The sequence below is a fragment of the Variovorax sp. 10N412 genome (genome assembly GCF_056394985.1).
Genome location: NZ_JBFTIO010000013.1, coordinates 50,913 through 75,173, shown reverse-complemented (window position 1 = coordinate 75,173; position 24,261 = coordinate 50,913). Strand labels below are relative to the sequence as shown.

The window sequence follows — 24,261 nt, the reverse complement described above, 5'->3', positions numbered from 1 at the left end:
GCCCCGCTTTTTTTCTCGCTCTCACCTCAACCTCGTCACGGAGTCAACCCATGTCCATCAAAGCCACCCCCACCGCCGGCGCCAAGCTCCTCACCCCCAAGGACCACACGCTGGTCATGATCGACTTCCAGTCGCAGATGGCCTTCGCCACGCACTCGATCGAAGCCATCACGCTGCGCAACAACGCCGCGCTCGTGGCCAACGCGGCCGCCGGCTTCGGCGTGCCGACCGTGCTCACCACCGTGGCCGAGAAGAGCTTCTCGGGCCCGATGTTCAGCGAGATCACCGATGCCTTCCCGGGCCAGAAGATGCTCGACCGCACCTCCATGAACACCTGGGAAGACGCAGCCGTCATCGCCCGCATCAACGAGATCGGCAAGCCGCGCATCGTGCTGTCGGGCCTGTGGACCGGCGTGTGCATCGTCGGCCCGGCGCTGTCGGCCATCGACCAGGGCTTCGAGGTGTTCGTGATTGCCGACGCCTGCGGCGACGTGTCGGCCGAGGCGCACAACCGCGCGATGGACCGCATGGTGCAGGCCGGCGCGCAACCCATGACCTCGCTGCAGTACCTGCTCGAGCTGCAACGCGACTGGGCCCGCACCGACACCTACGAGATGACCACCGGCATCGCGAAGAAGTTCGGCGGCGCCTACGGCCTGGGCGTGACCTACGCCAAGACCATGTTCGGCGCGCACGAAGGCTGAACCCGGCGGTGACGAAGATGAAGCCCTATGTTCTGTCGCTCGCGCTCGGCCTGCTGGTCGGTGTGATCTACGCACTGTTCCAGGTGCGTTCGCCGGCCCCGCCGGTCATCGCCCTCGTGGGGCTTCTGGGCATCCTGCTCGGCGAGCAGTTGCCGCCGCTCGTCAAGAGCGTGCTCAAGCCGCAGGCCACCGCGACCTCGTGGTTGCAGCACCAGGTCAAGCCCCACGTGTTCGGCGAGTTGCCGCAATGCACCGCCGCCACGGCGGCCAAGGAATCGAAGGAACCCCGCCATGGCTGATGCATCGCATCCCGACCTCATCCTGCACAACGGCCGCTTCACCACGCTGGACCGCGCCAACCCCACGGCCAGTGCCGTGGCCATCAAGGACGGCCGCTTCCTTCGCGTGGGCCGCGGCGAAGACGTGCTGCCGCTGGCCGGCAGCGCCACCCGCGTGGTCGACCTGCAGGGCAAGACCGTGCTGCCGGGCCTGATCGACAACCACCTGCACATCATTCGCGGCGGGCTGAACTACAACCTCGAGCTGCGCTGGGACGGCGTGCGCAGCCTGGCCGATGCCATGGGCATGCTCAAGCGCCAGGTCGCCATCACGCCCGCGCCGCAGTGGGTGCGCGTGGTGGGCGGTTTCACCGAGCATCAGTTCGCTGAAAAGCGCCTGCCCACCATCGAGGAGCTGAACGCCGTGGCGCCCGACACGCCGGTGTTCATCCTGCACCTGTACGACCGCGCGCTGCTCAACGGTGCCGCCCTGCGCGCCGTGGGCTACACCCGCGACACGCCCGCGCCGCCCGGCGGCGAGATCGTGCGCGACGGCGCCGGCAACCCCACCGGCCTGCTGCTGGCCAAGCCCAACGCGTCCATCCTCTACGCCACGCTGGCCAAGGGCCCGAAGCTGCCGCTGGACTACCAGGTCAACTCCACGCGCCACTTCATGCGCGACCTGAACCGCCTGGGCGTGACCGGCGCCATCGACGCGGGCGGCGGCTTCCAGAACTACCCCGAGGACTACCAGGTGATCCAGCAGCTGGCCGACGCCGGCCAGCTGACCATCCGCCTGGCCTACAACCTGTTCACGCAGAAGCCCAAGCAGGAAAAGCAGGACTTCCTGAACTGGACGGCGACCTCCAAGTACAAGCAGGGCGACGACTACTTCCGCCACAACGGCGCGGGCGAAATGCTCGTGTTCTCCGCCGCCGACTTCGAAGACTTTCGCCAGCCGCGCCCCGACATGGCGCCCGAGATGGGAGGCGAGCTCGAAGAGGTGGTGCGCGTGCTGGCGCAGAACCGCTGGCCCTGGCGCCTGCATGCCACGTACGACGAGACCATCGAGCGTGCGCTCGACGTGTTCGAGAAGGTCAACCAGGACACGCCGCTGGCCGGCCTGAACTGGTTCTTCGACCACTGCGAAACCATCTCCGAGAAGTCGATCGACCGCATCGCGGCGCTGGGCGGCGGCATTGCCGTGCAGCACCGCATGGCCTACCAGGGCGAGTACTTCGTGGAGCGCTACGGCGCCGGTGCGGCCGAGGCCACGCCGCCTGTCAAGCGCATGCTGGAGAAGGGCGTGAACGTGTCCGCCGGCACCGACGCCACGCGCGTGGCCTCGTACAACCCGTGGGTGTCGCTGTCGTGGCTGGTCACGGGGCGCACCGTGGGCGGCATGCAGCTGTACCCGCAGCGCAACTGCGTGGACCGCGAGACCGCGCTGCGCATGTGGACCGAGAAGGTGACCTGGTTCTCCAACGAGGTCGGCAAGAAGGGCCGCATCGAGGCCGGCCAGCTGGCCGATCTGATGGTGCCCGACCGCGACTTCTTCGGCTGCGCCGAATCGGACATCGCCGACACCACCGCGCTGCTGACGATGGTCGGCGGCAAGGTGGTTTATGGCGCCGGCCCGTTCGCGCCGCTGGACGAAGGCACGCCCCCCGCGGCCATGCCCGACTGGTCGCCCGCGCGCACCTTCGGCGGCTACGGCGGCTGGGCCGACACGAAGGAAGGTGCGCCGCTGCAGAAGGTGTTGCGCAACGCGGCAGCGGCCTGCGCCTGCGCGAACGACTGCAACGTGCACGGCCACCAGCACGCCACGGCCTGGAGCAGCAAGCTGCCCATTGCGGACCTGAAGAGCTTCTGGGGCGCGCTGGGTTGCGCCTGCTGGGCGGTATGAACATGCGCTGGACCCCCTCTTTCGTGACCGCTCCCGCGCTGCGCTGGATCGCCTTGCTGCTGCTGTGCGCTGCCTACCTTCAGGGCGGCCTGAACAAGGCGCTGGACTTCGGCTCGGCCATCGCCGAGATGAACCACTTCGGCGTGTCGCCCGCGGCGCCCATGGCGGCGGCGGTGATCGTGCTGGAGCTGGGCGCCTCGCTGCTCATCCTCACGGGCTTCCACCGCTGGCTGGGCGCCCTGGCGCTGGGCGCGTTCACGCTGTTCGCCACCTTCGTGGCGCTGCGTTTCTGGCAGATGCCTGTGGGGCAGGAGCGCTTCATGGCCGCGAACTCGTTCTTCGAGCACCTCGGCCTGGTCGGCGGCTTCGTGCTGGTGGCCTGGCACGACCTGAAGGAGCGCGCGCATGGCTGAGGCGGCCACCACCGCAAAGTCCGAAAAGGCCGGCGGCAGCTTCGCGCCGCTGCGCCAGCCGGTCTTCGCCGTGCTGTGGGCCGCCACCGTGCTGGGCAACATCGGCAGCTTCATGCGCGACGTGGCCAGTTCGTGGCTGGTGACCGACCTGTCGGCCAGCCCCACGGCGGTGGCGCTCATTCAGACGGCGGCCACGCTGCCCATCTTTCTGCTCGCCATTCCGGCGGGCGTGCTGTCGGACATCCTCGATCGCCGGCGATTCCTGATCTTCGTGCAGCTGGTGCTGGCCAGTGTGAGCGGCACGCTGCTGGTGCTGTCGCACACCGGCTCGCTCACCGTCGAATACCTGATCGGGCTGACCTTCGTCGGCGGCATCGGCGCGGCGCTGATGGGGCCGACCTGGCAGTCGATCGTGCCCGAGCTGGTGCCCAGGTCCGACCTGAAGAGCGCCGTGGCGCTGAACTCGCTGGGCATCAACATCGCGCGTTCCATCGGGCCGGCCGCGGGCGGGCTGATCCTGGCGAGCTTCGGCGCGGCCATGACCTATGGCGCCGACGTGCTGAGCTATGTGTTCGTCATTGCCGCGCTGCTGTGGTGGAAGCGCCCGGCCGCGGTGGACAGCGGCCTGTCGGAGAACTTCCTGGGCGCCTTCCGCGCCGGCCTGCGCTACGCGCGCGCCAGCAAGGAACTGCACCGCGTGATGCTGCGCGCGGCCGTGTTCTTCCTGTTCGCCAGTTCGGTGTGGGCGCTGCTGCCGCTGGTGGCGCGCCAGATGCTGGGCGGTACGGCCGGTTTCTACGGTGTGCTGCTGGGCGCGGTGGGCGCGGGCGCCATCGCCGGTGCGCTGGTCATGCCTCGGCTGCGCGCGCGGCTGGACGCCGACGGGCTGGTGCTGCTGGCCTCGGTGATCACCGCCGCGGTGATGGCCGCGCTGGTGTTCGCGCCGCCCAAGTGGCTGGCCGTGCTGCTGCTGTTGCTGCTGGGCCTGGGATGGATCATTGCGCTGACCACGCTCAACGGCGTGGCGCAGGCCATCCTGCCGAACTGGGTGCGCGGGCGCGGGCTGGCGGTGTACCTCACCGTGTTCAACGGCGCCATGGCGGCCGGCAGCCTAGGCTGGGGGCTCGTTGCGCAGGAAATCGGCGTGCCTTACACGCTGGTGGCCGGCGCCGTCGGCCTCGTCATCGTGGCGCTGCTGTTCCATCGCGCACGGTTGCCCACGGGCGAGTCGGACCTGCAGGCCTCCAACCACTGGCCCGAGCCGCTGGTGGCCGAACCCATCGCGCACGACCGCGGCCCGGTGATGGTGCAGGTCGAGTACCGCATCCGCAAGGAAGACCGCCCGGCCTTCCTCGACGCCATGAAGCGCCTGTCGCTGGAGCGCCGCCGCGACGGCGCCTACGCCTGGGGCGTGACCGAGCACACCGGCGACGCCGAGCGCGTGATGGAGTGGTTCCTCGTGGAGTCGTGGGCCGAGCACCTGCGCCAGCACCACCGCGTGTCGCATGCCGACGCCGATCTGCAAAGCGAGGCCGTGCGCTTCCACATCGGGCCGGAGAAGCCCGTGGTGCACCACTTTCTTTCTCTCTGAAACCCCAGGAACTCCAAGGAACAACCTCATGGCCACCTCCAAACCCCTCAAGACAGCCAGGTCCGTCAAGGCACTGGCCGGCAGCACCAAGGCACGCCGCACCGCGTCGCTGCACACGCCCAGCGACCTCGGTGCCGACGCCACGCGCGACATTTCCGCGGCGCTCAACGTGCTGCTGGCCGACGTGTTCGCGCTGTACTTCAAGACCAAGAACTTCCACTGGCACATGTCGGGCCCGTCGTTTCGCGACTACCACCTGCTGCTCGACGAGCAGGCCGACCAGATCTTCGCCACGGTCGACCCCATTGCCGAGCGCGTGCGCAAGGTGGGCGGCACCACGCTGCGCTCCACCGGCCATGCCGCGCGGCTGCAGCGCCTGTCCGACAACGACGCCGACTTCGTGACGCCCCTCGGCATGCTGGCCGAGCTGCGCGAGGACAACCAGCGCCTGGCCGGCTTCATGCGCGCCACGCACACGGTGTGCGACGAATACGGCGACGTGGCCACCGCCAGCGTGCTGGAGAACTGGATCGACGAGGCCGAGCGGCGCACCTGGTTCCTGTTCGAGTCGGTGCGCCAGGGCTGAGAAGATCTGAGGCGGCCGTCTTCCCCGATGCACGCGACAGGCGCTTACGGCGACCTGCTGGGACGGTACTTCGAAGTGCCGTGCGCGCCCGCGCTCGACATGTTGCCGACCGCATCCGCGACGCCGTTCGTCGCCACGCGCATCACCTGCCTGCCCGACCAGCTGGGCATGAAGCAGGAGATTCCGCCCGAAGACGCTTTCGCGGTCACGCTGCATCTCGCCGGTGCGGCGCACCACGAACTCTGGGTGCGCGGGCGGCCTTCGGTGGTGCGCGGCTATGCGGCCGGTGCGATCAGCATCGTCGACCTGCGCGACGAAGTGGCGAGCTACCTGGGCACGCCGCTGGACGCGCTGCAGTTCTATGTGCCGCGCGCGCTGGTGCGCGGCGTGGCCGACGCAGCGGGCCTGGCGCGCGTGAGCGGCCTGGCCTGCGCGCCGGGCCTGGTCGATCCGGTGATGTGCAACCTGGGCGCGGCCGTGCTGGCCCTGTTCGAGCGGCGCGAGCCCGAAGGCTCGGCTGTGCAGCAACACCTGGCCCTGGCCATCTGCGCCCACCTGGTGCACCGGTTCGGAAACAATGGCGACCCCGGAACCACGGCGCCGCAGGCCGTGCGGCCACTGCCGCATCTGCATTGAAGCGCCCCTATAGAGAATCTTTCATGACCACTTCTTCCACGCCCTCTTCGGTTCAGGACAACCCCGCGAAGCACCGCTTCGAATACGCGTCGCAGGGCGAACGCGCGGTCGCCATCTATTCGCTGGACGGCGACGTCATCACCTTCATCCACACCCTGGTGCCCGAGGCGCTGCAGGGGCAGGGCATTGCGAAGCAGCTGGTGCTCGCGGGCCTGGCCTCGGCGCGCGAGCGCGGGCTGCGCGTGATTCCGCAGTGCCCGGTGTTCGCCGCCTACATGCGTGCGCACCCCGAGACGCACGACCTGCTGGCCGACGAGGGCCGCACGCTGCTCGGCCTTTGACAAGGAGCGCGCATGACCGCCGACGACCGCCACCCCGAGCTACGCACCGCCACGCTGGACGAGATTGCCGGGCGCGCGCTGCCCGGCGCCGAAACCGTCACCGCCGTGATCCAGCAGACCGTCAGGCGCGAGGCCGTGGCCGCCTACGAGCAATGGCTGAAGAAGGTGGTGCCGATCGCCGCACGCTTTCCGGGGCACCGCGGCGTGAACGTCATCCACCCGGCGGCGGGCGGCCTGCAGTACACCATCACCATCCGCTTCGATTCGCTCGCGCACGCGCAGGACTGGTTCGCCTCGGGGGCGCGGCGGGAATTGGTCGAAGAGGTGGCTCCCTTGCTCGACGCCGACGAGAAGGTCGAAACCCGCACCGGCCTCGAGTTCTGGTTTCACCCGCCCGCCGGGCAACCGCCGGCCAGGCGCTACAAGCAGTTCCTGCTGACGCTGTCGGTGATCTACCCGCTGACCGTGGCGGTGCCGGCGGTGTTTCACCGGCTGCTGGCGCCGGTGCCGGTGGTGTCGAACTACTGGGTGGAGCACCTTGTTGCCTCGGCGGCCATCGTCGGGCTGATGGTGTATGTCGTCATGCCCAGGTACACGCGCCTGATGGCGCGCTGGCTCTACAAGTGACCGGGTGAGGCCTTGAGTGCCGGCGCCTCCGGTGGCGCGGTGGGGTCGCCCTCGTGCGTGCTGCGCTGGAGCACCACCGACAGCGCGGCCAGCACGGGCGGCACCGCAAAGCACCACACTCTCCATCGCGCGTAGATCAGCGCCGCCGCCGCGCAGCCGGCGGCGAACCAGGCCACGGCCAGCGCCATGCGCCGCATGCGCGTGCGTGCGGCGGCGGCTTCTTCGGGCGCCTGTCCGCCGCGCAGCAGGTCGGCCAGGTCGACCATCACCTGCGTGGTGGTGCCGGTCATCAGGGTGGTCGGCGGCGCGCTGCCCAGGTGGATGCGGTGCACCGCGTTCTGGATGGCCATGGCCGACACCAGCACCAGGCCCGTGAGCATCGCGGTGGCGCTGTCGCCGTCGGCGAACGGGCCGTAGTGGATGGCGAGGATGCCGCCGGCCAGCAGCAGCGCGGCCTTCAGGATCAGCATCGTGCGCAGCACCGGCAGGCCGAACCCGGGCAGGCCGTAGCTCAGCCAGCGCGCGAGCAGCACCACCACGCAGAACACCGGCAGCGCCAGCAGCTTGGTCAGCGTGCCCGAGGTGCCGTGCACCAGCGCCGCGCCGATGGTCACGAAGTTGCCCGTCACGTGCGCGGTGAACAGGCCGTGCAGCGTCAGGAAGCCCGCGGTGTCGACGAAGCCGCCGTTGAGGCTCATGAGCTGGGGCAGGGTGGGTTTCATGGGAGACCTTCACGTGAGGGCGGCGAGGAAGCTCGCAGCGCGCGGTGTGAATGGTGCGCCATGGCGCCGGTGCGGTCTTGTCGTGTTGGCTTGCGCTTTGCACATTTGCGGCGCCGCGCTCGCGCAAACGGAAAAGGGCCCGCTCTATCGCACGATCAGCTTCGTTCGTTCTCCGCTCGCAGCGTTGACCAGTTGAACGTCCTCCCCATCCTTCACGGTGTAGTAGCACAGACGGCTCCAGCCGGGCGCGTTGAACGTCGCGCACATGGTGTCGTCTCGCACCTCCCAGTAGCCCCATGCGGTCGACTTGGCGTTCCTTGCATAGATGCGGCCGGCTGAAAACGTCAACTCGACGGTGCCGAAGTTCGCTGGATCGCGCGGATGTCGATACGTCCAGGTCTTGCCGAGCAGCATCGGCATCTCCAGGTGCAACCTGGGTGTACCTGGCACTTCGGGACGTGCCGAGCCTTGCTGCACCACCGGGAGCGTGCTTGACGGCTTGTTGTACGCCGCCAGGGCGAGGCGGCCCCGCTCGGGCAGGTCGAGAATCCAATCGGCCGGTCGTGCGAAGTTGAGGTTCTGGGCCGTGCCGGTGATGCCCGACGTCGTGATTCCCACCAGTCGGCCTTGTTCATCGAACAAGCCGCCGCCGCTCGACCCGGGCGAAATCGGTGCGGAGATCTGGATGTACTCGATGGCTCCGCTGCTGTTTCGCCGGAGCGCAGAGACCAGGCCGTCACTCATGGTTTGCTCGAGCGAGCGCGGGGTGCCGATCGTGTAGATCTTCTGCCCCACTCTCAGCGTGGCCACGGACGCCGTCGTGACGGCAGGCGCCGTGAAAGTGTCGACCTTGACCGAACACAGGTCGCGTTCCGTGTCGGGATATTCGAGTTGCGCCTGGAACGTCACGTTCTCGTGTTTCACCATGATCGCCCCGGCTTTCGCGAGTACATGGCAGTTCGTGACCAGCCTTCCTCTTTCGATCACGACGCCGGTCCCTGTGCTGAGAGGCTTGCCTTGGGGATCGAGCGTGGTGATGACCCAGATCGAAGGTGACGCGCGTTGGAACAGCTCCTCCGCTGACATGGCATGGGAGAGCGTTGGCGCGCTGGCGAGGATGCCCGGTCCAAGCAGGGCCCAGGTGACGGTGCCGCAGGCAGCGGCCACGGCGTTTCGCCTGTTGGATGCAGCGCGGCGGGTGCGCGAGGCTGCATTCTTCCCGGTACTGGGCAAACGACGACTCATGATCTTGATGGCGGTCCGCGAAAAGCACAAAAGGTGGCACTGCGACGCAGACTGCCGCGCTCGAAACTAGTTTGCGGAGGCTTACCGCATGCTGACCAGGCGATGGGCGTGCGCGCGGGGCTGCTCGCATGGCTTGCCTTGCCGAGAAGCGCCCCGGCCACGGCGTTCAACCCGCGCGACTCTTCTTCAAGACGCGCCGGCCGCCCCGCGGTACACATCGCCACGGGCATCTGCCCCGAGCCACCGACCCAAGCCCATCCCATGCCCCCCGAAAGCAGCAGGCCGCCCACCCTGACCACCACCGGCGGCGCGCCCGTGGCGGACAGCCAGCACTCGATCACCGCGGGGCCGCGCGGGCCGATCCTGCTGCAGGACTACCAGATGGCCGAGAAGCTCGCCTACCTGGCGCGCGAGCGCATTCCCGAGCGGGTGCTGCACGCCAAGGGCGCGGCCGCCTTCGGCACGCTGCGCATCACCGGGGACATTGCGCGCCACACCCGTGCGAGCGTGTTCCAGCCAGGCCAGCACACGCCGGTGCTGGTGCGCTTCTCGGGCCTCACGGGCGAGCGCGGCAGTGCGGATGCGGAGCGCGACATGCGCGGCTTTGCGCTGAAGGCCTACACGCAGGAAGGCAACTGGGACTTGGTCGGCAGCCACCTGCCGGTGGCCTGCATCCGCGATCCGCAGAAGTTTCCCGACCTGGTGCGCGCGCTGAAGCGCCACCCCGTCAGCCACCTGCGCTCGCCCACCGCCATCTGGGACTTCTGGTCGCTCTCGCCGGAAAGCATGCACCAGATCGTGATGCTGTTCTCCGACCGCGGCCTGCCGCTGAGCTATCGCCACATGCACGGCTACGGCGCGCACGCCTTCGGGCTGATCAACGCGGCCAACGAGCGCACCTGGGTCAAGTTCCACCTGAAGACGCAGCAGGGCATTCGCCACCTGACCAACGCGCAGGCGCGCGAAGCCATCGCCGGCGACCGCGAGAGCGCGCAACGCGACCTGTTCGAGGCCATCGAGCGTGGCGAGCATCCGCGCTGGGCGCTGCATGTGCAGCTGATGAGCGAGGCGCAGGCGGCGGGGCTGCCCTTCAACCCCTTCGACCCCACCAAGGTGTGGCCGCAGGACGCGTTTCCGCTGGTCGAGCTCGGCCTGCTCACGCTGGACGCCAACCCCGACAACTATTTCGCGCAGGTGGAGCAGGCCACCTTCGACCCGGCGCACCTGGTGCCGGGCATCTGCATCTCGCCCGACAAGCTGCTGCAGGGACGCCTGCTGGCCTATGCCGACGCGCAGCGCTACCGCGTGGGCACGCACCACGCGGCGCTGCCGGTGAACCGGCCGAGGTCCGAGGTGCACACCTACCACGCCGACGGCGCCATGCGCATGGACGTGCCGGCGCGCACCGATGCCTACTACGAGCCCAACTCCTTCGGCGGCCCGCGACCCGACCGCCGGCTGGCGGAGCCCGCGCTGCCGTTGAGCGGCGATGCCGCGCGCTTCGACGACCGGCAGGGGCTGGGCGACTACGCGCAGGCGGCCGCGCTGTACCGGCGCATGGACGACGGCGAGCGGCAGCGGCTGGCCGCCAACATCGCGGCGTCGATGGACGGCGTGCCCGAGACCATCCAGCGGCGGCAGGTGGCGCACTTCCATCTGGTGGATGCGGCCTTGGGCGAGGACGTCGCGGCGCACCTGCTGCGCTGAATGGCGGGCCTTCAGACGGCCTTCAGACGGCGTTCAAACGGCCGAGACAGCGGCCGCCGCCGTGCCCGCGCCCTGGTAGATCGGCGGTGTCCTGACGATCGACGTCAGCGCGGGCTCGGCCGCGCGCAACGCCGACAGGTCGGGCCGCGGACGGCGCAACTGCGCATGCGTCGAGAAAGCCATTTCCATGGCCCGCGCCGCGCCCAGCACCTGATGGTCCGCCCTGAAGCCGCCCACCACCTGCAGCCCGAACGGCATGCCCGCATGGTCGAGCCCGCAGGGCAGTGAAATGGCGGGGTGGGTGGTCAGCGTGACCACATAGGTCAGCGCCAGCCAGCGGTAGTAGTTGGCCTGCGGCTCGCCGTTGATGTGGCTGGCGTACGGCTGCGTCCAGGGAAAGGGCGTGACCGGCGTGGTGGGCGACAGCACCAGGTCGTAGTCGGCGAAGGTGGCCTGGAAGCGCTTGAGCAGGCGCGTCTGCTCGGCCTGCGCCCAGGCGCTGTCGAGCAGGCTCATGCGCGCGCCCATCTCGTAGTTGGCGCGCGGGTTCGCACCCAGGCTGTCGGGGTCGCGCTCGTAGGCCGCGTGCATGCCGGCCACGAAGGCCTCGGCGCGCAGCACGTCGAAGCAGCGGTGCGCCTCGCCCAGGTCGAAGTCCACCTTGTCGCAGCGGCGGAACAGGTGCCGCATGGCCTCGATCTTCTGGCGGAAGGCGGCGCGGATGCCGTCGTCCACGGCGCAGGTGCCGAAGTCTTCGGTCCATGCCACGCGCAGGGTGGCCAGGTCGACGTGCGCCGGCGCCAGGAAGGACAGCGGGTCCAGCGGATAGGTGAGCGGGTCGCCGGCGTGCATGCCGGCGGAGGCGGCCAGTTGCAGGCACGCGTCGTCCACGGTGCGGCCCATGGGGCCGACCACCGAGATGGGCGTCCAGCCCAGCGGCTTGCGCACGCTGGGCACGACCCCGGGCGACGGCCGAAAGCCCACCACGCCGCATTTGGCCGCCGGAATGCGCAGCGACCCGCCGGTGTCCGAGCCGGTGCACACCGGCAGCATGTCGCAGGCCAGCGCGGCCGCCGAGCCGCCGGACGACCCCCCGGCGTTGAGATTCGGGTCGAAGGGGTTGCCGGTGGCGCCCCACACCTCGTTGCGCGAGTTGGCGCCGGCGCCCATCTCGGGCACGTTGGTCTTGCCCGCCACGATGGCGCCCGCGCGGCGCAGGCGCGCCACGAGCTCGATGTCCTCAGTCGGCACGTGGTCGCGGTAGATGGCCGAGCCCCAGGTCGTGAGCAGGCCCTCGGTGGGTTCCAGGTCCTTCACACCCAGCGGCAGGCCGTGCAGCAGGCCGAGCGTGTCGCCGCGCATGACGGCGCTTTCGGCGGCGGCGGCCTCGGTGCGCGCACGCTCGAAGCAGGTGGCGGTCACCGCGTTGACGAAGGGGTTCACGCGCTCGATGCGCGCGATGCAGGCCTCCAGCAGTTCGACGGGCGAGACCTGCTTGGTGCCGATCAGGCGGCGCAACTCGACGGCGGATTGCTCGACGAGCTCGGTGCCCGTTGCGCCGGAGTGGTGCGATGTGTCGGTCGGGTTCATCAGTCGGCCGTGATGTTCGCGCGCGCCGCCACGGCGCGCATCACCGGCAGCTCCCGGTTGATGAGCTCGCTCGTCGCGGCGGCGTTGCTGTAGGCCGGCTCCAGGCCCTGGGCCAGCAGCTTGGCGCGCGTGTCGGGGTCGGCAATGGTCACGGCCAGCGCCTTCTCGAGCTTTGCCTTCACGTCGGCGGGCAGGCCCTTGGGGGCCACCAGCGCGAGCCAGGTGTCCATGTCGATGCCGGGGTAGCCGCTCTCGGCCATGGTGGGCACGTTGGGCAGCAGCGCGGAGCGCTTGGCGGTGGTGAGCGCAATGGCCTTGATCTTGCCGCTCTTGAGCTGCGGAATCGCCGCGCTCACGGTGTCGATGCTGAACGGAATCTGCCCGCCCATCAGGTCGGTCATGGCCGGGGCGCTGCCCTTGTAGGGCACGTGCGTCATCTTCAGGCCGGCGGCATGCAGCACGCTTTCGCCGGCGAACTGCGCGGTGGTGCCGGTGCCGAAGGAGCCGTACGAGTACTTGCCGGGCGAGGCCTTCACGTAGTCGACGAACTGCTGCACGGTCTTGACCGGCACGTCGCTGTTGGCCAGCAGGATGAGGCCGGTGCGCCCGGCGATGCCGATCGGGTCGAAGCCCTTCACCGGGTCGTACGGCAGGTTGGGGCGGATGGCGGGGTTCACGGTGAATGTGGTGCCCGAGCTGACCAGCAGCGTGTAGCCGTCGGGTGCCGCCTTCGACACGTAGCTCGCGCCGATCACGGTGCCCGCGCCGGCGCGGTTCTCGATGACCACGGGCTGGCCCAGCTCCTTGCCGAGCCGCTGCGCGATGACGCGGCCGTTGACGTCGGTCGCGCCCCCGGGCGGAAACGGAATGACCAGCGTGATAGGGCGCGTGGGAAAGGCCGTCTCGGCGGCAGCGGCGGTCAGCGGCACGGCGCCGAGTTCAAGGCCGCACAACAGTGCCATGCCAGCCACGAGCGGGAGACGGTTCATCGGTTAACTCCTGGGAATCGAGGGAAGTGCAAGGCCATCCTAGGAGCCGCAGGCAGCTGCCACAAGCGCAATGTTTAGAATCCTGCGTTGCCGAATCGGCAATCGACACGGGTCGCTCCAGACCCCGCACACAGGACACTTCATGCCGCTTCGCGCCTTGCAGGAAACCGCCGTGCGCTACTTTCTCGAGGTCGTGAAAACCGGCTCCGTGAAGGACGCCGCGCTCAGGCTCAACGTCGCGCCCTCGGCCGTGAGCCGGCAGGTGGCGCGGCTGGAGCGCGAGCTCGACACGCTGCTGTTCGACCGCCACGCGCGCGGCATGGTGCCCAATGCCGCGGGCGAGCTGCTGGCCGCGCACGCCAAGCGGGCGCAGCACGACATCGAGCGGGTGGCCAACGACATCGCCGGCCTGCGCGGGCTGCGCAGCGGGCATGTGCGCGTGGCGAGCACCGAGGGCTTCGCGTTCGACTTCCTTCCCACGCTGATCGCGCGCTTCCGGCGCAAGCACGAGGGCATCCGCTTCCACCTGGAGGTGTGCTCGCCGGGTGACATCTCCAGGCGGGTGCGCGACGGCGAGTCCGACGTGGGCATCACCCTGAGCGCGGCGCCCGAGCCCGGCATCGAGATCGAGCTGCGGCACCCCAGCGCCATCCTGGCCGTGATGGCCAAGGACCATCCGCTGGCGGTGCAGCGGCAGCTGGCGCTGCGCCAGGTGGTGGCCTACCCGCTGGGGCTGCCGCAGGAAGACAGCTCGATACGGCGCCTGCTCGACGCCAGCTGCGCCCGGCAGGGGCTGCGCTATGCGCAGGCCATGTCCAGCAACCATGCGAATGCGCTGCTGAGCTTCGCGGCGGCCGGCGGCGGCAGCATCGCCTTCTATGGCGCGCTGTCGATGCGCACGCTGCTGCAGAGCAAGGCGCTGGTGGCCATTCCCCTGAAAGACCGCGAGATGAACGAGCGCCACCTCGAGATCGAGACCATGGCCGGCCGGCCGCTGCCCGATGCGGGCAAGGCCTTCGTGCGCTTCCTGGTGGAGGCCGTGAAGGCCACCGGTTGAAGCGTTGCTACTTCAGCGCGCGCTCGACGGCGTCGCGCAATTGCTGCAGCCCGAAAGACACATCCGTGAAAGTGCCGTTCACATAGAAGGCGGGGGTGGCGCGCACGGTCAGCCGGCGCCCGATTTCCATCTGCTCCTGCACGCGCTGGCGGTACACGCTGTCCTTCAGCTCGTTGTCGAAGCGCGGCATGTCCAGGCCCAGCTGCTTCGCATAGGTGTCCAGGTGGCTGGCGTCCAGATGGCTCTGGTGGTTGAACAGCAGTTCGGCGTACGGCCAGAACTTGCCTTGCGCACCGGCCGCCTCGGAGGCTTCGGCCGCCAGCTCCGAGTGCGGATGCACCTCGCGCAGCGGAAAGTGCCTGAACACGAAGCGCACCTGGTGCGCGAAATGCGACAGCAGCAGCTGCACGGCCGGGTGCGCCTGCCGGCACGAGGGGCATTCGAAGTCGCCGAACTCGATGATGGTGACCGGGGCCGCGTCAGGCCCGAGGATGTGCTCGGTGGCCCGGTCGGGCACGAGGAGGGGGTTCGCGTGGGGCAGTGCGCTCATCAAGGCCTCGCAGGGTGAAAGAGTGAGTGGGTGGGAGAAAGGCCGTCTACCGCTCGACCCGCATCTTTCGCCGCCAGGTGCCCGGCGGCGTGCCCGTGTACTGCGAGAAGACGCGCGTGAAGTGGCTCTGGTCCGCGAAGCCGCAGGCCGCGGCCACGTCCGCGAGCGGGCGCTCGAAGTCCATCAGCAGTGTCTGCGCGCGCTCCAGCCGCTGCGCGATCAGCCACTGGTGCGGCGTCTGGCCGGTGGTTTCGCGGAAGGCGTGGATGAAGTAGCTGCGCGACAGGTTGCAGGCGTCCGCAATCTCGGCGATGGAAATGGTGCCGTCGATCTTGTCGCGCAGCATTTCCTTGGCGCGTGCCTCGTGCGAGCGCGACAGCACCCGCTGGGTGCGGGGCTCGGCGGCCGGTGCCGTGTGGCCGTGCGCATCGACCAGGTGGCTGGTCATGGCGAGGCAGACCTGGTCGACGAACAGCAGGCTGGCCTGCGCGGGGTGTTCGAGCGCGGGCGCCAGCGCGAGCGCGAGGTGGGCGAGCACCTCGTCCCGCACGGCCGTGACCGCCGCGAGGCCGCCCGCGCGCGGGCCCGGCTTGTCGTCGATGGCGCGCTCCAGCGCCGGATGCGAGATCTCGAGCAGCACGAAGTCGAAGCCGCTGTGCATGTCCGCGCGGTAGCGGTCGCAGAAGTCGCGGATGTAGATGTCGCCCTGGCGGAAGTCGTGGCACTCGGCGTGGTGCGTGTGCAGCACCCGCCGGCGGTGGCCGTCGCGCAGCGAAATGCCCACGAGCACGCCGCGTCCGCTTGCGGCCGTCTCCACGTGCTGACGCTCCTGCGTGTCCACCGTTTTGCGGTAGATGCGCACGCCGTTGGCCGACAGGTCCCTGTCCTTGCTCAGGTGACCGGCCGAGCAGCCGAGCCCGTCCTTGGGCGCGGGTTCACCCGCGGGCTGGAAAGCCGGTTGAAAGGCCGGGCCTTGGGTCGGGACGGGGCTGCTTTCGGCGCGCATGAAAGGGCGGGCGGGATGAGGAGTGGTGGAGCACCCGATTGGCGGTGCTGCGGCCGATTATGGATAGAAGCTTTGTCCGATTTGTTGAAAATGCGGGTTTGCCATCGATGGAAGCTGTAAGGTTTCGTGTATGCCGCAGGGGACCACAGCCTTTATGCTGTTCGCCACCCTCACGCTGTCCGTTCCAACGTTCCCCACCATGACCGATTTCCGTCCCGCCTACGACGAGCGCTTCGACCGCATTGCCGCCGACCGCCTGCCCGAATTGCTGTGCGCCATGCCTAAGGCCGAGCTGCACATGCACATCGAAGGCTCGCTCGAACCCGAGCTCATCTTCGCGCTCGCTCAACGCAACGGTGTAAGCATTCCCTATGCCAGCGTCGAAGAGCTGCGCCGCGCCTACGCCTTCACCAACCTGCAGACCTTTCTGGACATCTACTACGCCGGCGCCAGCGTGCTGCTGAAGGAGCAGGACTTCTACGACATGGCCTGGGCCTACCTGGAACGCGCCGCCGCCGACCACGTGGTGCACACCGAGATGTTCTTCGACCCGCAGACGCACACCGCGCGCGGCGTGCCGATGGAAACGGTGGTCAACGGCCTGCATCGCGCCTGCGTCGATGCGCAGCCCAAGCTGGGTGTGAGCGCCTCGCTCATCCTGTGCTTCCTGCGCCACCTGAGCGAGGAAGAAGCCTTCGAGACGCTGGAACAGGCGCTGCCGTTTCGCGCCAAGTTCATCGGCGTGGGGCTCGACTCCAGCGAAGTGGGCCACCCGCCCGAAAAGTTCGCGCGCGTGTTCGCGCGCTGCCGCGAGCTGGGCCTGCACCTCGTCGCGCATGCGGGCGAAGAGGGGCCGCCCGAATACGTGTGGAGCGCGCTCGACGTGCTCAAGGTCGAGCGCGTCGACCACGGCGTGCAGAGCGCAAAAGACCCGGCGCTGATGGCGCGGCTCGCGCAAGACCGCATTCCGCTCACCGTGTGCCCGCTGTCCAACCTCAAGCTCTGCGTGTTCCCCGACCTGTCGCAGCACAACCTGGGAACGCTGCTCGACGCGGGCCTGGTCGCCACAGTGAACTCGGACGACCCGGCCTACTTCGGCGGCTACATGAACCAGAATTTTCTCGAGACCTTCGCTGCCACCGGCCTGAGCGTGCGGCACGCCTGGCAGCTTGCGGCCAACAGCTTCGAAGGCAGCTTCATCGACGAGGCCGCCAAGCGGTCTTACGTCGACCGGCTGAACGCGGTCTTCGCGAGCTTCTGATCCGAAGAGACGTCCGTGGCAACGGGCCGCGGCACCAGCAGCGGCATCGCCACCAGCGCGCACGCGCTCGCCGCGAGCCACACCAGCGCCCAGCCCTGCAGCGCCAGCAGGTGGGGAATGGAAAAGGGCGTGACGAAGCACACCAGGAACACGCTGGTGTTGGCCATGCCCAGCGCGGTGCCCGCACGTGCCGCGCCTGCCAGCGTCGCCAGCTCGGTGTAGGCCACGCCGTGCCAGGCCGACACGCACACGCCGCTCACCCCCAGAAGCACGACCAGCGCGACGCGCAGCGCCTGTGAATCGGCGGCGCTGCCGTTCGCATGGCCCGCGGCCAGCACCAGCACCGCGAGCCCGGCGAACAGCAGCACGCTGAGTGCGCTGCAGGCGCGCAGGTAGGCGGGGCGGTTGCGCCGGCGGTCGGTCCAGCGGCCGCTCCACACGCGCATCACCATCGCACCGACCTGCGTGAAGACCATGGTGGCGGTGATCGTCGCCAGCCCCGCATGGCCGAAGTCGTGCAGGAACACGGTGCCGAAGGACAGCACCGCGAACTGCGGCGCACAGAGAATGCCGATGCCCGCCACGATGCGCCACACGCGTGCGTCGCGCAGCGGACCGCTCTTCGACGCCGCGGCTTCCACGGTCTTGCCGGTGCGGGGCGCGACCGGCGGCTCGTGCACCCAGGCCCAGCTCATGGCCGCGCTCAGCACGCACAGCAGCGCCAGCAGGCCGTACAGCGCGGCGAAGCCGAAGTGCAGTGCCACGAAGGGCAGCACCAGCGCGCCGATGCCGCCGCCCATCGGCACGGCCGTCTGGCGGATGCTCATTGCCAGGCCGCGCTCGCTGGCGTCGAACCACGTCATCACCGCCCGCCCGCTCGCACCGTTCACGCTGCCGCCCAGCAGGCCCACCAGCAGCAGCCCCGCGGCCAGCCAGCCCAGGCCCGGAATGTGCCCCGCCACCGGCGCGGCCCACAGCGCCATCGCCACCAGCGCCAGCGCCGTGCTGCCCAGCCCCATGAGCAGCACCGGCCGGTCGCCCCAACGGTCGGTCAGCAGGCCCCAGGGCAGTTCGCTCACCGCGATGCCCAGGCCCATGAGGCCCAGCACCAGGCCGAGCGTGGCGTTGTCGAGCCGGTAGCCGGTGCGCATGAGCACGGCGGTCATCGGTATGCCGCTGAAGGCCACGGAAAACGCTGCGTTGGCGGCCACGCCGGCGGCCAGCACCTTCCAGCGGTGGCGCGGCGACGGCGATGAGGAAGAGGGCGAATGTGTCATGTTGCGGTGCAGTGTCCGCTGGTGCAAAGCTTTTGAAAATCAGAAAATAATGCGCTCATCGTCCTGAAAATCAGGACGATCAAACGGGCCCCTCCAAGCCCCTCCAAGGACACGACATGAGCCAGGTGATGTTCGATCTCGACGTGCTGCGCACCTTCTCCACCGGCATCGCGCTCGGCAGCTATGCGCGCGCGGCCGACCGGCTGGGCCGCTCGACCTCGGCCGTGAGCGCGCAGCTGAAGAAGCTGGAGGCGCAGGCGGGCACCGTGCTGTTCCGCAAGGAGGGGCGCGGCCTGGCGCTCACCGATGCCGGCGAGACGCTGCTGACCTATGCGCACCGCATGCTCGAACTCAACGAAGAGGCCGGCGCCGCCATGCGCGGTGCCGACCTGCAGGGCTGGGTGCGGCTGGGCCTGCAGGAAGACTTCGGCGAGACGCTGCTGCCGGCCGTGCTCGGCCGTTTTGCGCGCGCCCACCCCAAGGTGCGCATCGAGGCCTGCGTGGCGCGCAGCGGCGAGCTGCGCGAGCGGCTCGAGCTCGGCCAGCTCGACCTGGCGCTGGCGTGGGACGTGGGCGACCAGCCGCTGTCGCCGCATGCCGAGCGCGTGGCGCAGCTGCCGCTCCTGTGGATCGGCCCGACGGCGCCCGAGCGGGTCGACGCCCCCTGGTGGACGGAGCGCGAGCACCGCGGCCCCGGCGCGCGGCAGCCCCGGAGCAAGGAGCCGCTGCCGCTCGTCATGCTCGACGCCCCGTGCCCGCTGCGCGAGATCGTCATCGCCGCGCTCGACCGCGCCGGCCTGCCCTGGCGCCGGGCCTTCGGCAGCGCCAGCCTGGCCGCGCTGTGGGCCGCCACCTCGGCCGGGCTGGGCCTGACCGTGCGCACGCCGTTCGGGCTGCCCTCGCATGTGCGCACGCTCGACCGCTCGGTGCTGTCGTTGCCGGCGCTGCCGCAGATCTCGCTCGTGTTGTACCGCGCGCAGGCGCGCGCCGAGGCGCCGGCCAGCCGGCTGGCCACGTTGCTGCTGGAGGCGGTGCGCCAGCATGTGCAGCCCGTGGCGGTGCCGATGCGTGAGAATCCGCCGCTGGAGACAAAGACAAAAGCAACGACAGAAGCGAGACCGCATGGCAACGCACAACTTCCTGCATCTGTGGGATGACCGGTTCCTCTACATCACGCCGGCGATCCAGTCGGGCCTGACGGCCCGCTCGTCGGCCACCTTGCTGGCCTCGGTCAGCGGCCACCCGTTCACCCTGGAGGCGGTCGACGGCACGCGCGTGCGCTGCACCGCCGCGCTGGTGGCGCCGCACGTGTCGCGCCGGCTCGACGTCGACGGCTGCGGGCTGCTTTCGCTCAACCTCGACCCGGCCTCCGTCGCCTACCGCATGCTCGCCAGGCGCATGGGCGGCCACGGCATCCAGCCGCTGGACGCGCGGCGCTTCGGCCGCCTGCGCGACGATTTCGCGCCGGCGCAGTGCGGCGCCCTGGCCGACGACCGCTTGCAGATGCTCAGCGCGAAGATGGTCGAGGCCATCACCGAAGGGCCCGAGTGCGAGGCGCCCGTCGACCCGCGCATCGAACGGGTGCTGCGGGCCATTCGCGCGCACGCGGGGCAGATCGCGCTGCGCGAGCTGGCGGCCGTGGCCTGCCTGTCGCCCGACCGGCTGACGCACCTGTTCGCCCGGCAGGTGGGCGTGTCGGTCAAGCGCTATGCGCTGTGGACCAAGGTGCGCCGCACGGTGCAGCAGTTCACCGGGCAGCGCGCGCTGACCGACGTGGCGCTGGTCAGCGGCTTCACCGACGCGGCGCACATGAGCCGGACCTTCCAGCGCTACTTCGGCTTGGCGCCGTCCTTCCTGGCGAGCCAGGTGCGCGTGACGGCGGATGCGCAGGCTTCCCGCGCGTGGGGTCAGCACGCGTTGCACTGAGGCCTTGGCGCCGGCCGCGGCGCTGTCGCCCTGAACAAAAGCGCAGCCAGAACGTCAGCAGGCATGCGCGCCAAATTTTCGCGCGGCCTTCGGCCGCTCTCTCTCGTGCCCATTGCCCTGGCCCTTGCGGCATGCGCGGGCATCGAGGATCGTCCGGCGCCCGCGCCCCATGGCGCCTACCAGGCCGAGATTCGCCGCACCGCCATGGGCGTGCCGCACATCAAGGCCGACGACTGGGCCGGTGCCGGCTACGGCTACGGCTACGCGCAGGCGCAGGACAACCTCTGCACCTTGGCCGACGCCTTCCTTAGCTACGGCGGGGAACGCTCGCGGTTCTTCGGCGCCGAGGCCCATGTGCCGGCCAGGAGCACCATCGGCCAGCCGAAGAACATCGATGCCGATTTCTTCCACAGGCACGTGCTCGACGCCGAGCACGTCGATGCCATGGCCCGCGCGCAACCCGCCAGCATCCAGCGCCTGGTCGAAGGTTTTGCCGCCGGCTACAACCGCTATCTGCGCGACCTGACAACCGATGCCCATGCGCACGACGCCTGCCGCAACGAGGCATGGGTGCGGCCCGTGACTCCCCACGACATCTACCGCCGCATGTACGCCACCAACCTGGCGGCGGGCTACAGCAACTTCGTCGCCAACATCGCGACCGCGGTGCCGCCCGGCGCCCAGGTGGCGTCGCACGGCCTGAGCGACACGGCGCCGCGGCAGTGGGCGATGGAAGTCGGCGGCACCGCCGGCGTGGGCAGCAACATGATCGGCTTCGGCACCGCGGCCACCGGCGACGCGAGCCCGCTGCTGTTCGGCAACCCGCACTGGTACTGGCGCGGGCCCGACCGCTTCTACCAGGCGCAGATCACCATTCCGGGGCAGATCGACGTGAGCGGCACGTCTTTCCTGGGTGTGCCGGTGATCCTCATCGGCTTCAACGAGAACGTGGCGTGGAGCCACACGGTGTCGGCGGCGCGGCGCTTCGGTCTGTACCAGTTGCAGCTCGCGCCCGGCGACGCCACCCGCTACCTGCGCGACGGCCGGCCGGTGAAGATGCAGGCCCGCGTCATCACGGTGCAGGTGAAGCAGCCCTCGGGCGCGGTCGAGCCCGTGACGCGCACGCTCTACACCTCGGCCTACGGACCGCTGGTGAACCTGGGCGCGATCGACCCGGCGCTGGCCTGGAACGCGGCCACGGCATTTGCCATCCGCGACATCAACGCCGACAACTACCGCACCTTCCGCACCTGGCTGCGCTGGGGGCAGGCGAAGTCGCTCGACGAGCTGATTTCGGTGCAGCGCGAAGAAGCCGCCATTCCCTGGGTCAACACCGTGGCCGTGGGCCGCGGCAGCGCTCAGGCCTGGTACGCCGACATCGGCGCGGTGCCCAACGTGCCGGGCGCGCAGGTGAAGGACTGCACCCCACCCGCCGGCCAGGCCCTCGGCGCCGCGATGCCGCGCGTGCCGGTGTTCGACGGCTCGCGCAGCGCCTGCGACTGGCAAAGCGATGCCGACTCGGTGCAGCAGGGCGCCGTCGGCCCGTCGCGCATGCCCGGCCTGCTGCGCGACGACTACGTCGCGAACATGAACGACAGCCACTGGCTCGCCAACCCGAAGGCGCCGCTCACGGGCTACCCGGACATCTTCGGGCCGACCGGCAGCGATGCGCAGACCTTCCGCACGCGGCTGGGCCATCTGCTCGCGCAGGGGCTGGCGGGCAACGGCGCAACGGTCGACGGCGTGAAGCGGGCTGCGCTGAACAGCCGCGCCTACACCGCCGAGCTGTTCAAGGCCCGCGCGCTGGCCATGGTGTGCAACGTGCGCCGCATCGCGGTCAAGGCCGACCCGCAGACGGGCGAGGCGTTCTCGCCGCCGCGCAGCGTCGACACCGGCCCCGCCTGCGCGGTGCTGAAGGCGTGGAACGACACCGGCACGGCGTCGGCGCGCGGCGCCCACGTGTGGGACGAGTTCTGGGCGCGCGCCGAGCGGCTGCCCGCGGGCCGGCTCTACGCCGTCCCCTTCAGCGCGAGCGACCCGCTCGGCACGCCGCGCGGCCTTCGGGCATCGGCCGCCGAAGACCTGCGCCAGGCCTTCGGAGCGGCGGTGCTGCGCGTGCAGGCGAGCGGCTACGCGCTGGACGCCCCGCGCGGCGACACCCTGTTCGTGACGCGCAACGGCCGGAAGATTCCGCTGTCGGGCGGCTGCGACGACCAGGGCTACTTCACCATCGTGTGTTCGGAAAACCGCCTCGACCGGGGCGGCTACGGCATGGACGGCAACCCGAACGGCAACAGCTACATGCAGATCGTGCGGTTCCCGCAGGGCGGTGTGGAGGCCCACACCTTCCTGACTTTCTCGCTGTCGGACGACCCCGCCTCGGCGCACCACGCCGACTACACGCGCGCCTACAGCGCGGGGCAGTGGCTGCGCGTGCCGTTCTCGCAGGCGCAGATCGAGGCCGACGCGGCCTACCGCAGCGTGACGATCCGCGAGTAGCTGCGCGCGCCGCCCGCTGTCTCGCCATCTCGCTAAGGTTGACGCCGCTTGGCCAGCCAGTTCCACCCGGCGCCCGCGGCCATCAGCACGCAGGTGCCGAGGAACACGGCGCGCATGCCGATGTGCCCGCCCACCAAGCCGCCCAGCAACGGTCCCGCGACCTGGCCGGTGTACTGCGCCGAGGTCGAGTAGCCCAGCATGTTGCCGGCCACGCGCTCGGGCACGTTGTGGCGGATCACGCTGGCAATGCACGGCAGCAGCCCGCCGAGCGAGAGCCCCATCAGGAAGCGCAGCACCACCAGCTGCCAGCCCGCCGTGACGAAGGCCTGCGGCACCAGCAGCAGCGCCGACACCGCCAGGCAGCCGACGATCACGTTCCAGTGCCCTACGCGGTCGGCCAGCTTGCCCAGCCGCGAGGCCGAAAGAATGCTGCCGAGCGCGGCGGCCGACATCACCAGGCCCGCCATCATCGTCACGCGGTTCGGGTCGTCGACCAGCGTGGCCACGTACACGGTGATGATCGGCTCGATCGACATGTTGGCGAGCATCAGCAGCATGCCGGTGAACAGCATGGCGACGAGCGGGCGCTTGTCCGCAACGGCGGCCCAGCCGCTGTCGGCGGCGTGTGGCTGCTTCTTGCCGGCCGGCGTCCTCCTGTCCTCGCGAATGAGGAAGGCCGTCGCCAGGAAGGCCACGAAGATCATCGCGCCCGCCGCGAAGAAGGTCGCGCGAATGCCGATGAGCGGCGGCAGCACGCCGCCCACCAGCGGCCCCACGAGGTTGCCCGCCATGATGGCCGAGGACATGGTGCCCAGCGCCCAGCCGGTGCGCTCCTTGGGAGTTTGCGTAGCCACAAGCACCATCGAGCCCGAGGCATAGCCGCCCAGCAGGCCGGCCAGCAGCCGCAGCCCCACGAGCTGCCACACGTTGCCCGCCAGGCCGATCAGCGCCATGGCCACCGACATGCCCAGGCTCGCGCGGATGAGCATCGGCTTGCGCCCGTAGCGGTCGGCCAGCCGGCCCCACAGCGGCGCCACCAGCGCGGCACTCAGAAAGGTGGCGCCATAGGCCGCGCCCGACCACTGCACGATGGCCGCATGGTCCTTCACGCCCAGCTGCTCGACGTACAGCGGCAGGAAGGGCAGCAGCAGCGTCATCGCGATGATGGTGGTGAAGGAGCCGAACATGCACACCGCGAGGTTGCGCTGCCAGTGGATGTGGGCGTGGATGTGAGGGGTGGTGGCCGCTGCGGCTTCAGCCGCGGGCGCGTTCGTGGGGGTCGGGTGCGTCATGGGGAGCGGCCATTGTGTGACGCGGCGGCCCGGTTGGCGCCTGCCGGATGGCGGCGGC

The 24,261-nt window shown here is 69.8% G+C and carries 23 protein-coding genes; 15 read left to right on the top strand and 8 right to left on the bottom strand.

Annotated elements, in window-relative coordinates:
- The first annotated feature begins 50 nt into the window (after window positions 1-50).
- Genes AC1DJH_RS24540 through AC1DJH_RS24500 form a run of 9 tightly spaced genes read left to right on the top strand, consistent with a single transcriptional unit; the run spans window position 51 to window position 7,082 of the window.
- Window positions 51-704, top strand: a complete 654-nt coding sequence (locus AC1DJH_RS24540) for a hydrolase (RefSeq protein ID WP_435485511.1) — start codon at window positions 51-53, stop codon at window positions 702-704.
- Between the two features lie 17 nt (window positions 705-721).
- Window positions 722-1,003, top strand: a complete 282-nt coding sequence (locus AC1DJH_RS24535; protein ID WP_478187470.1) for a DUF1427 family protein — start codon at window positions 722-724, stop codon at window positions 1,001-1,003.
- Window positions 996-2,888 (top strand): amidohydrolase, encoded by a 1,893-nt coding sequence (locus AC1DJH_RS24530; protein ID WP_478187469.1) that lies wholly within the window; start codon window positions 996-998, stop codon window positions 2,886-2,888. Before AC1DJH_RS24535 ends, AC1DJH_RS24530 begins: the two co-directional genes overlap by 8 nt.
- Before the next feature lie 2 nt (window positions 2,889-2,890).
- Window positions 2,891-3,301: a DoxX family protein gene (locus tag AC1DJH_RS24525; protein WP_478187468.1), complete on the top strand. Its 411-nt coding sequence runs from the start codon at window positions 2,891-2,893 to the stop codon at window positions 3,299-3,301.
- On the top strand, window positions 3,294-4,892 hold the full coding sequence (locus AC1DJH_RS24520; RefSeq protein WP_478187467.1) for an MFS transporter: 1,599 nt from the start codon (window positions 3,294-3,296) through the stop codon (window positions 4,890-4,892). The genes AC1DJH_RS24525 and AC1DJH_RS24520 overlap by 8 nt, the downstream gene beginning before the upstream one ends.
- A 28-nt stretch (window positions 4,893-4,920) precedes the next feature.
- Entirely contained in the window at window positions 4,921-5,478 is a 558-nt protein-coding gene (locus AC1DJH_RS24515; RefSeq protein WP_478187466.1) for a Dps family protein, read from the top strand.
- A gap of 27 nt (window positions 5,479-5,505) precedes the next feature.
- Window positions 5,506-6,114 carry an AraC family transcriptional regulator gene (locus tag AC1DJH_RS24510; protein WP_478187465.1) on the top strand — a complete coding sequence of 203 codons (609 nt, stop codon included), beginning with the start codon at window positions 5,506-5,508 and terminating at the stop codon, window positions 6,112-6,114.
- Window positions 6,115-6,137: 23 nt separating this feature from the next.
- Window positions 6,138-6,455: a GNAT family N-acetyltransferase gene (locus AC1DJH_RS24505; RefSeq protein ID WP_472122807.1), complete on the top strand. Its 318-nt coding sequence runs from the start codon at window positions 6,138-6,140 to the stop codon at window positions 6,453-6,455.
- A 12-nt stretch (window positions 6,456-6,467) separates the two neighbouring features.
- Window positions 6,468-7,082: an antibiotic biosynthesis monooxygenase gene (locus tag AC1DJH_RS24500; RefSeq protein ID WP_472122804.1), complete on the top strand. Its 615-nt coding sequence runs from the start codon at window positions 6,468-6,470 to the stop codon at window positions 7,080-7,082.
- Here AC1DJH_RS24500 and AC1DJH_RS24495 read toward each other — a convergent pair.
- Together AC1DJH_RS24495 and AC1DJH_RS24490 are read right to left on the bottom strand one after the other, a co-directional pair.
- Complete coding sequence (locus tag AC1DJH_RS24495; RefSeq protein ID WP_478187464.1) at window positions 7,073-7,804, bottom strand: DUF1275 family protein; 732 nt, start codon at window positions 7,802-7,804, stop codon at window positions 7,073-7,075. The two genes, AC1DJH_RS24500 and AC1DJH_RS24495, sit on opposite strands and share 10 nt — an antisense overlap.
- 144 nt (window positions 7,805-7,948) lie before the next feature.
- Window positions 7,949-8,971 carry a S1C family serine protease gene (locus tag AC1DJH_RS24490; RefSeq protein WP_478187463.1) on the bottom strand — a complete coding sequence of 341 codons (1,023 nt, stop codon included), beginning with the start codon at window positions 8,969-8,971 and terminating at the stop codon, window positions 7,949-7,951.
- Between the two features lie 339 nt (window positions 8,972-9,310).
- Between AC1DJH_RS24490 and AC1DJH_RS24485 the strand changes: the two genes are divergently transcribed.
- The gene (locus AC1DJH_RS24485) at window positions 9,311-10,756 is read left to right on the top strand and encodes a catalase (protein WP_478187462.1); all 1,446 of its coding nucleotides are present in this window, start codon (window positions 9,311-9,313) and stop codon (window positions 10,754-10,756) included.
- A 33-nt stretch (window positions 10,757-10,789) separates the two neighbouring features.
- Here AC1DJH_RS24485 and AC1DJH_RS24480 read toward each other — a convergent pair whose 3' ends face one another.
- Both AC1DJH_RS24480 and AC1DJH_RS24475 read right to left on the bottom strand, forming a co-directional pair.
- Entirely contained in the window at window positions 10,790-12,346 is a 1,557-nt protein-coding gene (locus AC1DJH_RS24480) for an amidase (protein WP_478187461.1), read from the bottom strand.
- Window positions 12,346-13,335, bottom strand: coding sequence for a Bug family tripartite tricarboxylate transporter substrate binding protein (locus tag AC1DJH_RS24475; RefSeq protein WP_478187460.1), 990 nt, complete (start codon window positions 13,333-13,335; stop codon window positions 12,346-12,348). The genes AC1DJH_RS24480 and AC1DJH_RS24475 overlap by 1 nt, the downstream gene beginning before the upstream one ends.
- Before the next feature lie 142 nt (window positions 13,336-13,477).
- On the opposite strand from AC1DJH_RS24475, the gene AC1DJH_RS24470 reads away from it, so the two are divergent.
- On the top strand, window positions 13,478-14,392 hold the full coding sequence (locus AC1DJH_RS24470; RefSeq protein WP_478187459.1) for a LysR family transcriptional regulator: 915 nt from the start codon (window positions 13,478-13,480) through the stop codon (window positions 14,390-14,392).
- Window positions 14,393-14,399: 7 nt separating this feature from the next.
- Here the strand turns inward: AC1DJH_RS24470 and AC1DJH_RS24465 are convergent, their stop codons facing one another.
- Entirely contained in the window at window positions 14,400-14,942 is a 543-nt protein-coding gene (locus AC1DJH_RS24465; RefSeq protein WP_472122783.1) for a DsbA family protein, read from the bottom strand.
- A 46-nt stretch (window positions 14,943-14,988) separates the two neighbouring features.
- Window positions 14,989-15,948: a helix-turn-helix domain-containing protein gene (locus AC1DJH_RS24460; RefSeq protein WP_478187458.1), complete on the bottom strand. Its 960-nt coding sequence runs from the start codon at window positions 15,946-15,948 to the stop codon at window positions 14,989-14,991.
- Window positions 15,949-16,147: 199 nt separating this feature from the next.
- On the opposite strand from AC1DJH_RS24460, the gene AC1DJH_RS24455 reads away from it, so the two are divergent.
- Window positions 16,148-17,209, top strand: a complete 1,062-nt coding sequence (locus AC1DJH_RS24455; protein ID WP_478187457.1) for an adenosine deaminase — start codon at window positions 16,148-16,150, stop codon at window positions 17,207-17,209.
- Here AC1DJH_RS24455 and AC1DJH_RS24450 read toward each other — a convergent pair.
- Complete coding sequence (locus AC1DJH_RS24450; RefSeq protein WP_478187456.1) at window positions 17,170-18,486, bottom strand: MFS transporter; 1,317 nt, start codon at window positions 18,484-18,486, stop codon at window positions 17,170-17,172. The two genes, AC1DJH_RS24455 and AC1DJH_RS24450, sit on opposite strands and share 40 nt — an antisense overlap.
- A gap of 116 nt (window positions 18,487-18,602) precedes the next feature.
- Here AC1DJH_RS24450 and AC1DJH_RS24445 point away from each other — a divergent pair, with 116 nt between their 5' ends.
- From AC1DJH_RS24445 to AC1DJH_RS24435, 3 genes are all read left to right on the top strand, one after another.
- Window positions 18,603-19,643: a LysR substrate-binding domain-containing protein gene (locus AC1DJH_RS24445; protein ID WP_478187455.1), complete on the top strand. Its 1,041-nt coding sequence runs from the start codon at window positions 18,603-18,605 to the stop codon at window positions 19,641-19,643.
- Window positions 19,609-20,412 carry a helix-turn-helix domain-containing protein gene (locus AC1DJH_RS24440; RefSeq protein WP_478187454.1) on the top strand — a complete coding sequence of 268 codons (804 nt, stop codon included), beginning with the start codon at window positions 19,609-19,611 and terminating at the stop codon, window positions 20,410-20,412. The genes AC1DJH_RS24445 and AC1DJH_RS24440 overlap by 35 nt, the downstream gene beginning before the upstream one ends.
- A gap of 63 nt (window positions 20,413-20,475) precedes the next feature.
- On the top strand, window positions 20,476-22,911 hold the full coding sequence (locus AC1DJH_RS24435; RefSeq protein WP_478187453.1) for a penicillin acylase family protein: 2,436 nt from the start codon (window positions 20,476-20,478) through the stop codon (window positions 22,909-22,911).
- A gap of 32 nt (window positions 22,912-22,943) precedes the next feature.
- On the opposite strand, the gene AC1DJH_RS24430 is transcribed toward AC1DJH_RS24435, so the two are convergent.
- Window positions 22,944-24,203 carry an MFS transporter gene (locus AC1DJH_RS24430; RefSeq protein WP_478187452.1) on the bottom strand — a complete coding sequence of 420 codons (1,260 nt, stop codon included), beginning with the start codon at window positions 24,201-24,203 and terminating at the stop codon, window positions 22,944-22,946.
- Window positions 24,204-24,261 lie beyond the last annotated feature (58 nt).

Bases quoted from the DNA above. Each gene is read 5' to 3' on its own strand.
- AC1DJH_RS24540 (WP_435485511.1), top strand. From the start codon at position 51: ATGTCCATCAAAGCCACCCCCACCGCCGGCGCCAAGCTCCTCACCCCC.
- AC1DJH_RS24535 (WP_478187470.1), top strand. From the start codon at position 722: ATGAAGCCCTATGTTCTGTCGCTCGCGCTCGGCCTGCTGGTCGGTGTG.
- AC1DJH_RS24530 (WP_478187469.1), top strand. From the start codon at position 996: ATGGCTGATGCATCGCATCCCGACCTCATCCTGCACAACGGCCGCTTC.
- AC1DJH_RS24525 (WP_478187468.1), top strand. From the start codon at position 2,891: ATGCGCTGGACCCCCTCTTTCGTGACCGCTCCCGCGCTGCGCTGGATC.
- AC1DJH_RS24520 (WP_478187467.1), top strand. From the start codon at position 3,294: ATGGCTGAGGCGGCCACCACCGCAAAGTCCGAAAAGGCCGGCGGCAGC.
- AC1DJH_RS24515 (WP_478187466.1), top strand. From the start codon at position 4,921: ATGGCCACCTCCAAACCCCTCAAGACAGCCAGGTCCGTCAAGGCACTG.
- AC1DJH_RS24510 (WP_478187465.1), top strand. From the start codon at position 5,506: ATGCACGCGACAGGCGCTTACGGCGACCTGCTGGGACGGTACTTCGAA.
- AC1DJH_RS24505 (WP_472122807.1), top strand. From the start codon at position 6,138: ATGACCACTTCTTCCACGCCCTCTTCGGTTCAGGACAACCCCGCGAAG.
- AC1DJH_RS24500 (WP_472122804.1), top strand. From the start codon at position 6,468: ATGACCGCCGACGACCGCCACCCCGAGCTACGCACCGCCACGCTGGAC.
- AC1DJH_RS24495 (WP_478187464.1), bottom strand. From the start codon at position 7,804: ATGAAACCCACCCTGCCCCAGCTCATGAGCCTCAACGGCGGCTTCGTC.
- AC1DJH_RS24485 (WP_478187462.1), top strand. From the start codon at position 9,311: ATGCCCCCCGAAAGCAGCAGGCCGCCCACCCTGACCACCACCGGCGGC.
- AC1DJH_RS24480 (WP_478187461.1), bottom strand. From the start codon at position 12,346: ATGAACCCGACCGACACATCGCACCACTCCGGCGCAACGGGCACCGAG.
- AC1DJH_RS24475 (WP_478187460.1), bottom strand. From the start codon at position 13,335: ATGAACCGTCTCCCGCTCGTGGCTGGCATGGCACTGTTGTGCGGCCTT.
- AC1DJH_RS24470 (WP_478187459.1), top strand. From the start codon at position 13,478: ATGCCGCTTCGCGCCTTGCAGGAAACCGCCGTGCGCTACTTTCTCGAG.
- AC1DJH_RS24465 (WP_472122783.1), bottom strand. From the start codon at position 14,942: ATGAGCGCACTGCCCCACGCGAACCCCCTCCTCGTGCCCGACCGGGCC.
- AC1DJH_RS24460 (WP_478187458.1), bottom strand. From the start codon at position 15,948: ATGCGCGCCGAAAGCAGCCCCGTCCCGACCCAAGGCCCGGCCTTTCAA.
- AC1DJH_RS24455 (WP_478187457.1), top strand. From the start codon at position 16,148: ATGACCGATTTCCGTCCCGCCTACGACGAGCGCTTCGACCGCATTGCC.
- AC1DJH_RS24450 (WP_478187456.1), bottom strand. From the start codon at position 18,486: ATGACACATTCGCCCTCTTCCTCATCGCCGTCGCCGCGCCACCGCTGG.
- AC1DJH_RS24445 (WP_478187455.1), top strand. From the start codon at position 18,603: ATGAGCCAGGTGATGTTCGATCTCGACGTGCTGCGCACCTTCTCCACC.
- AC1DJH_RS24440 (WP_478187454.1), top strand. From the start codon at position 19,609: ATGGCAACGCACAACTTCCTGCATCTGTGGGATGACCGGTTCCTCTAC.
- AC1DJH_RS24435 (WP_478187453.1), top strand. From the start codon at position 20,476: ATGCGCGCCAAATTTTCGCGCGGCCTTCGGCCGCTCTCTCTCGTGCCC.
- AC1DJH_RS24430 (WP_478187452.1), bottom strand. From the start codon at position 24,203: ATGACGCACCCGACCCCCACGAACGCGCCCGCGGCTGAAGCCGCAGCG.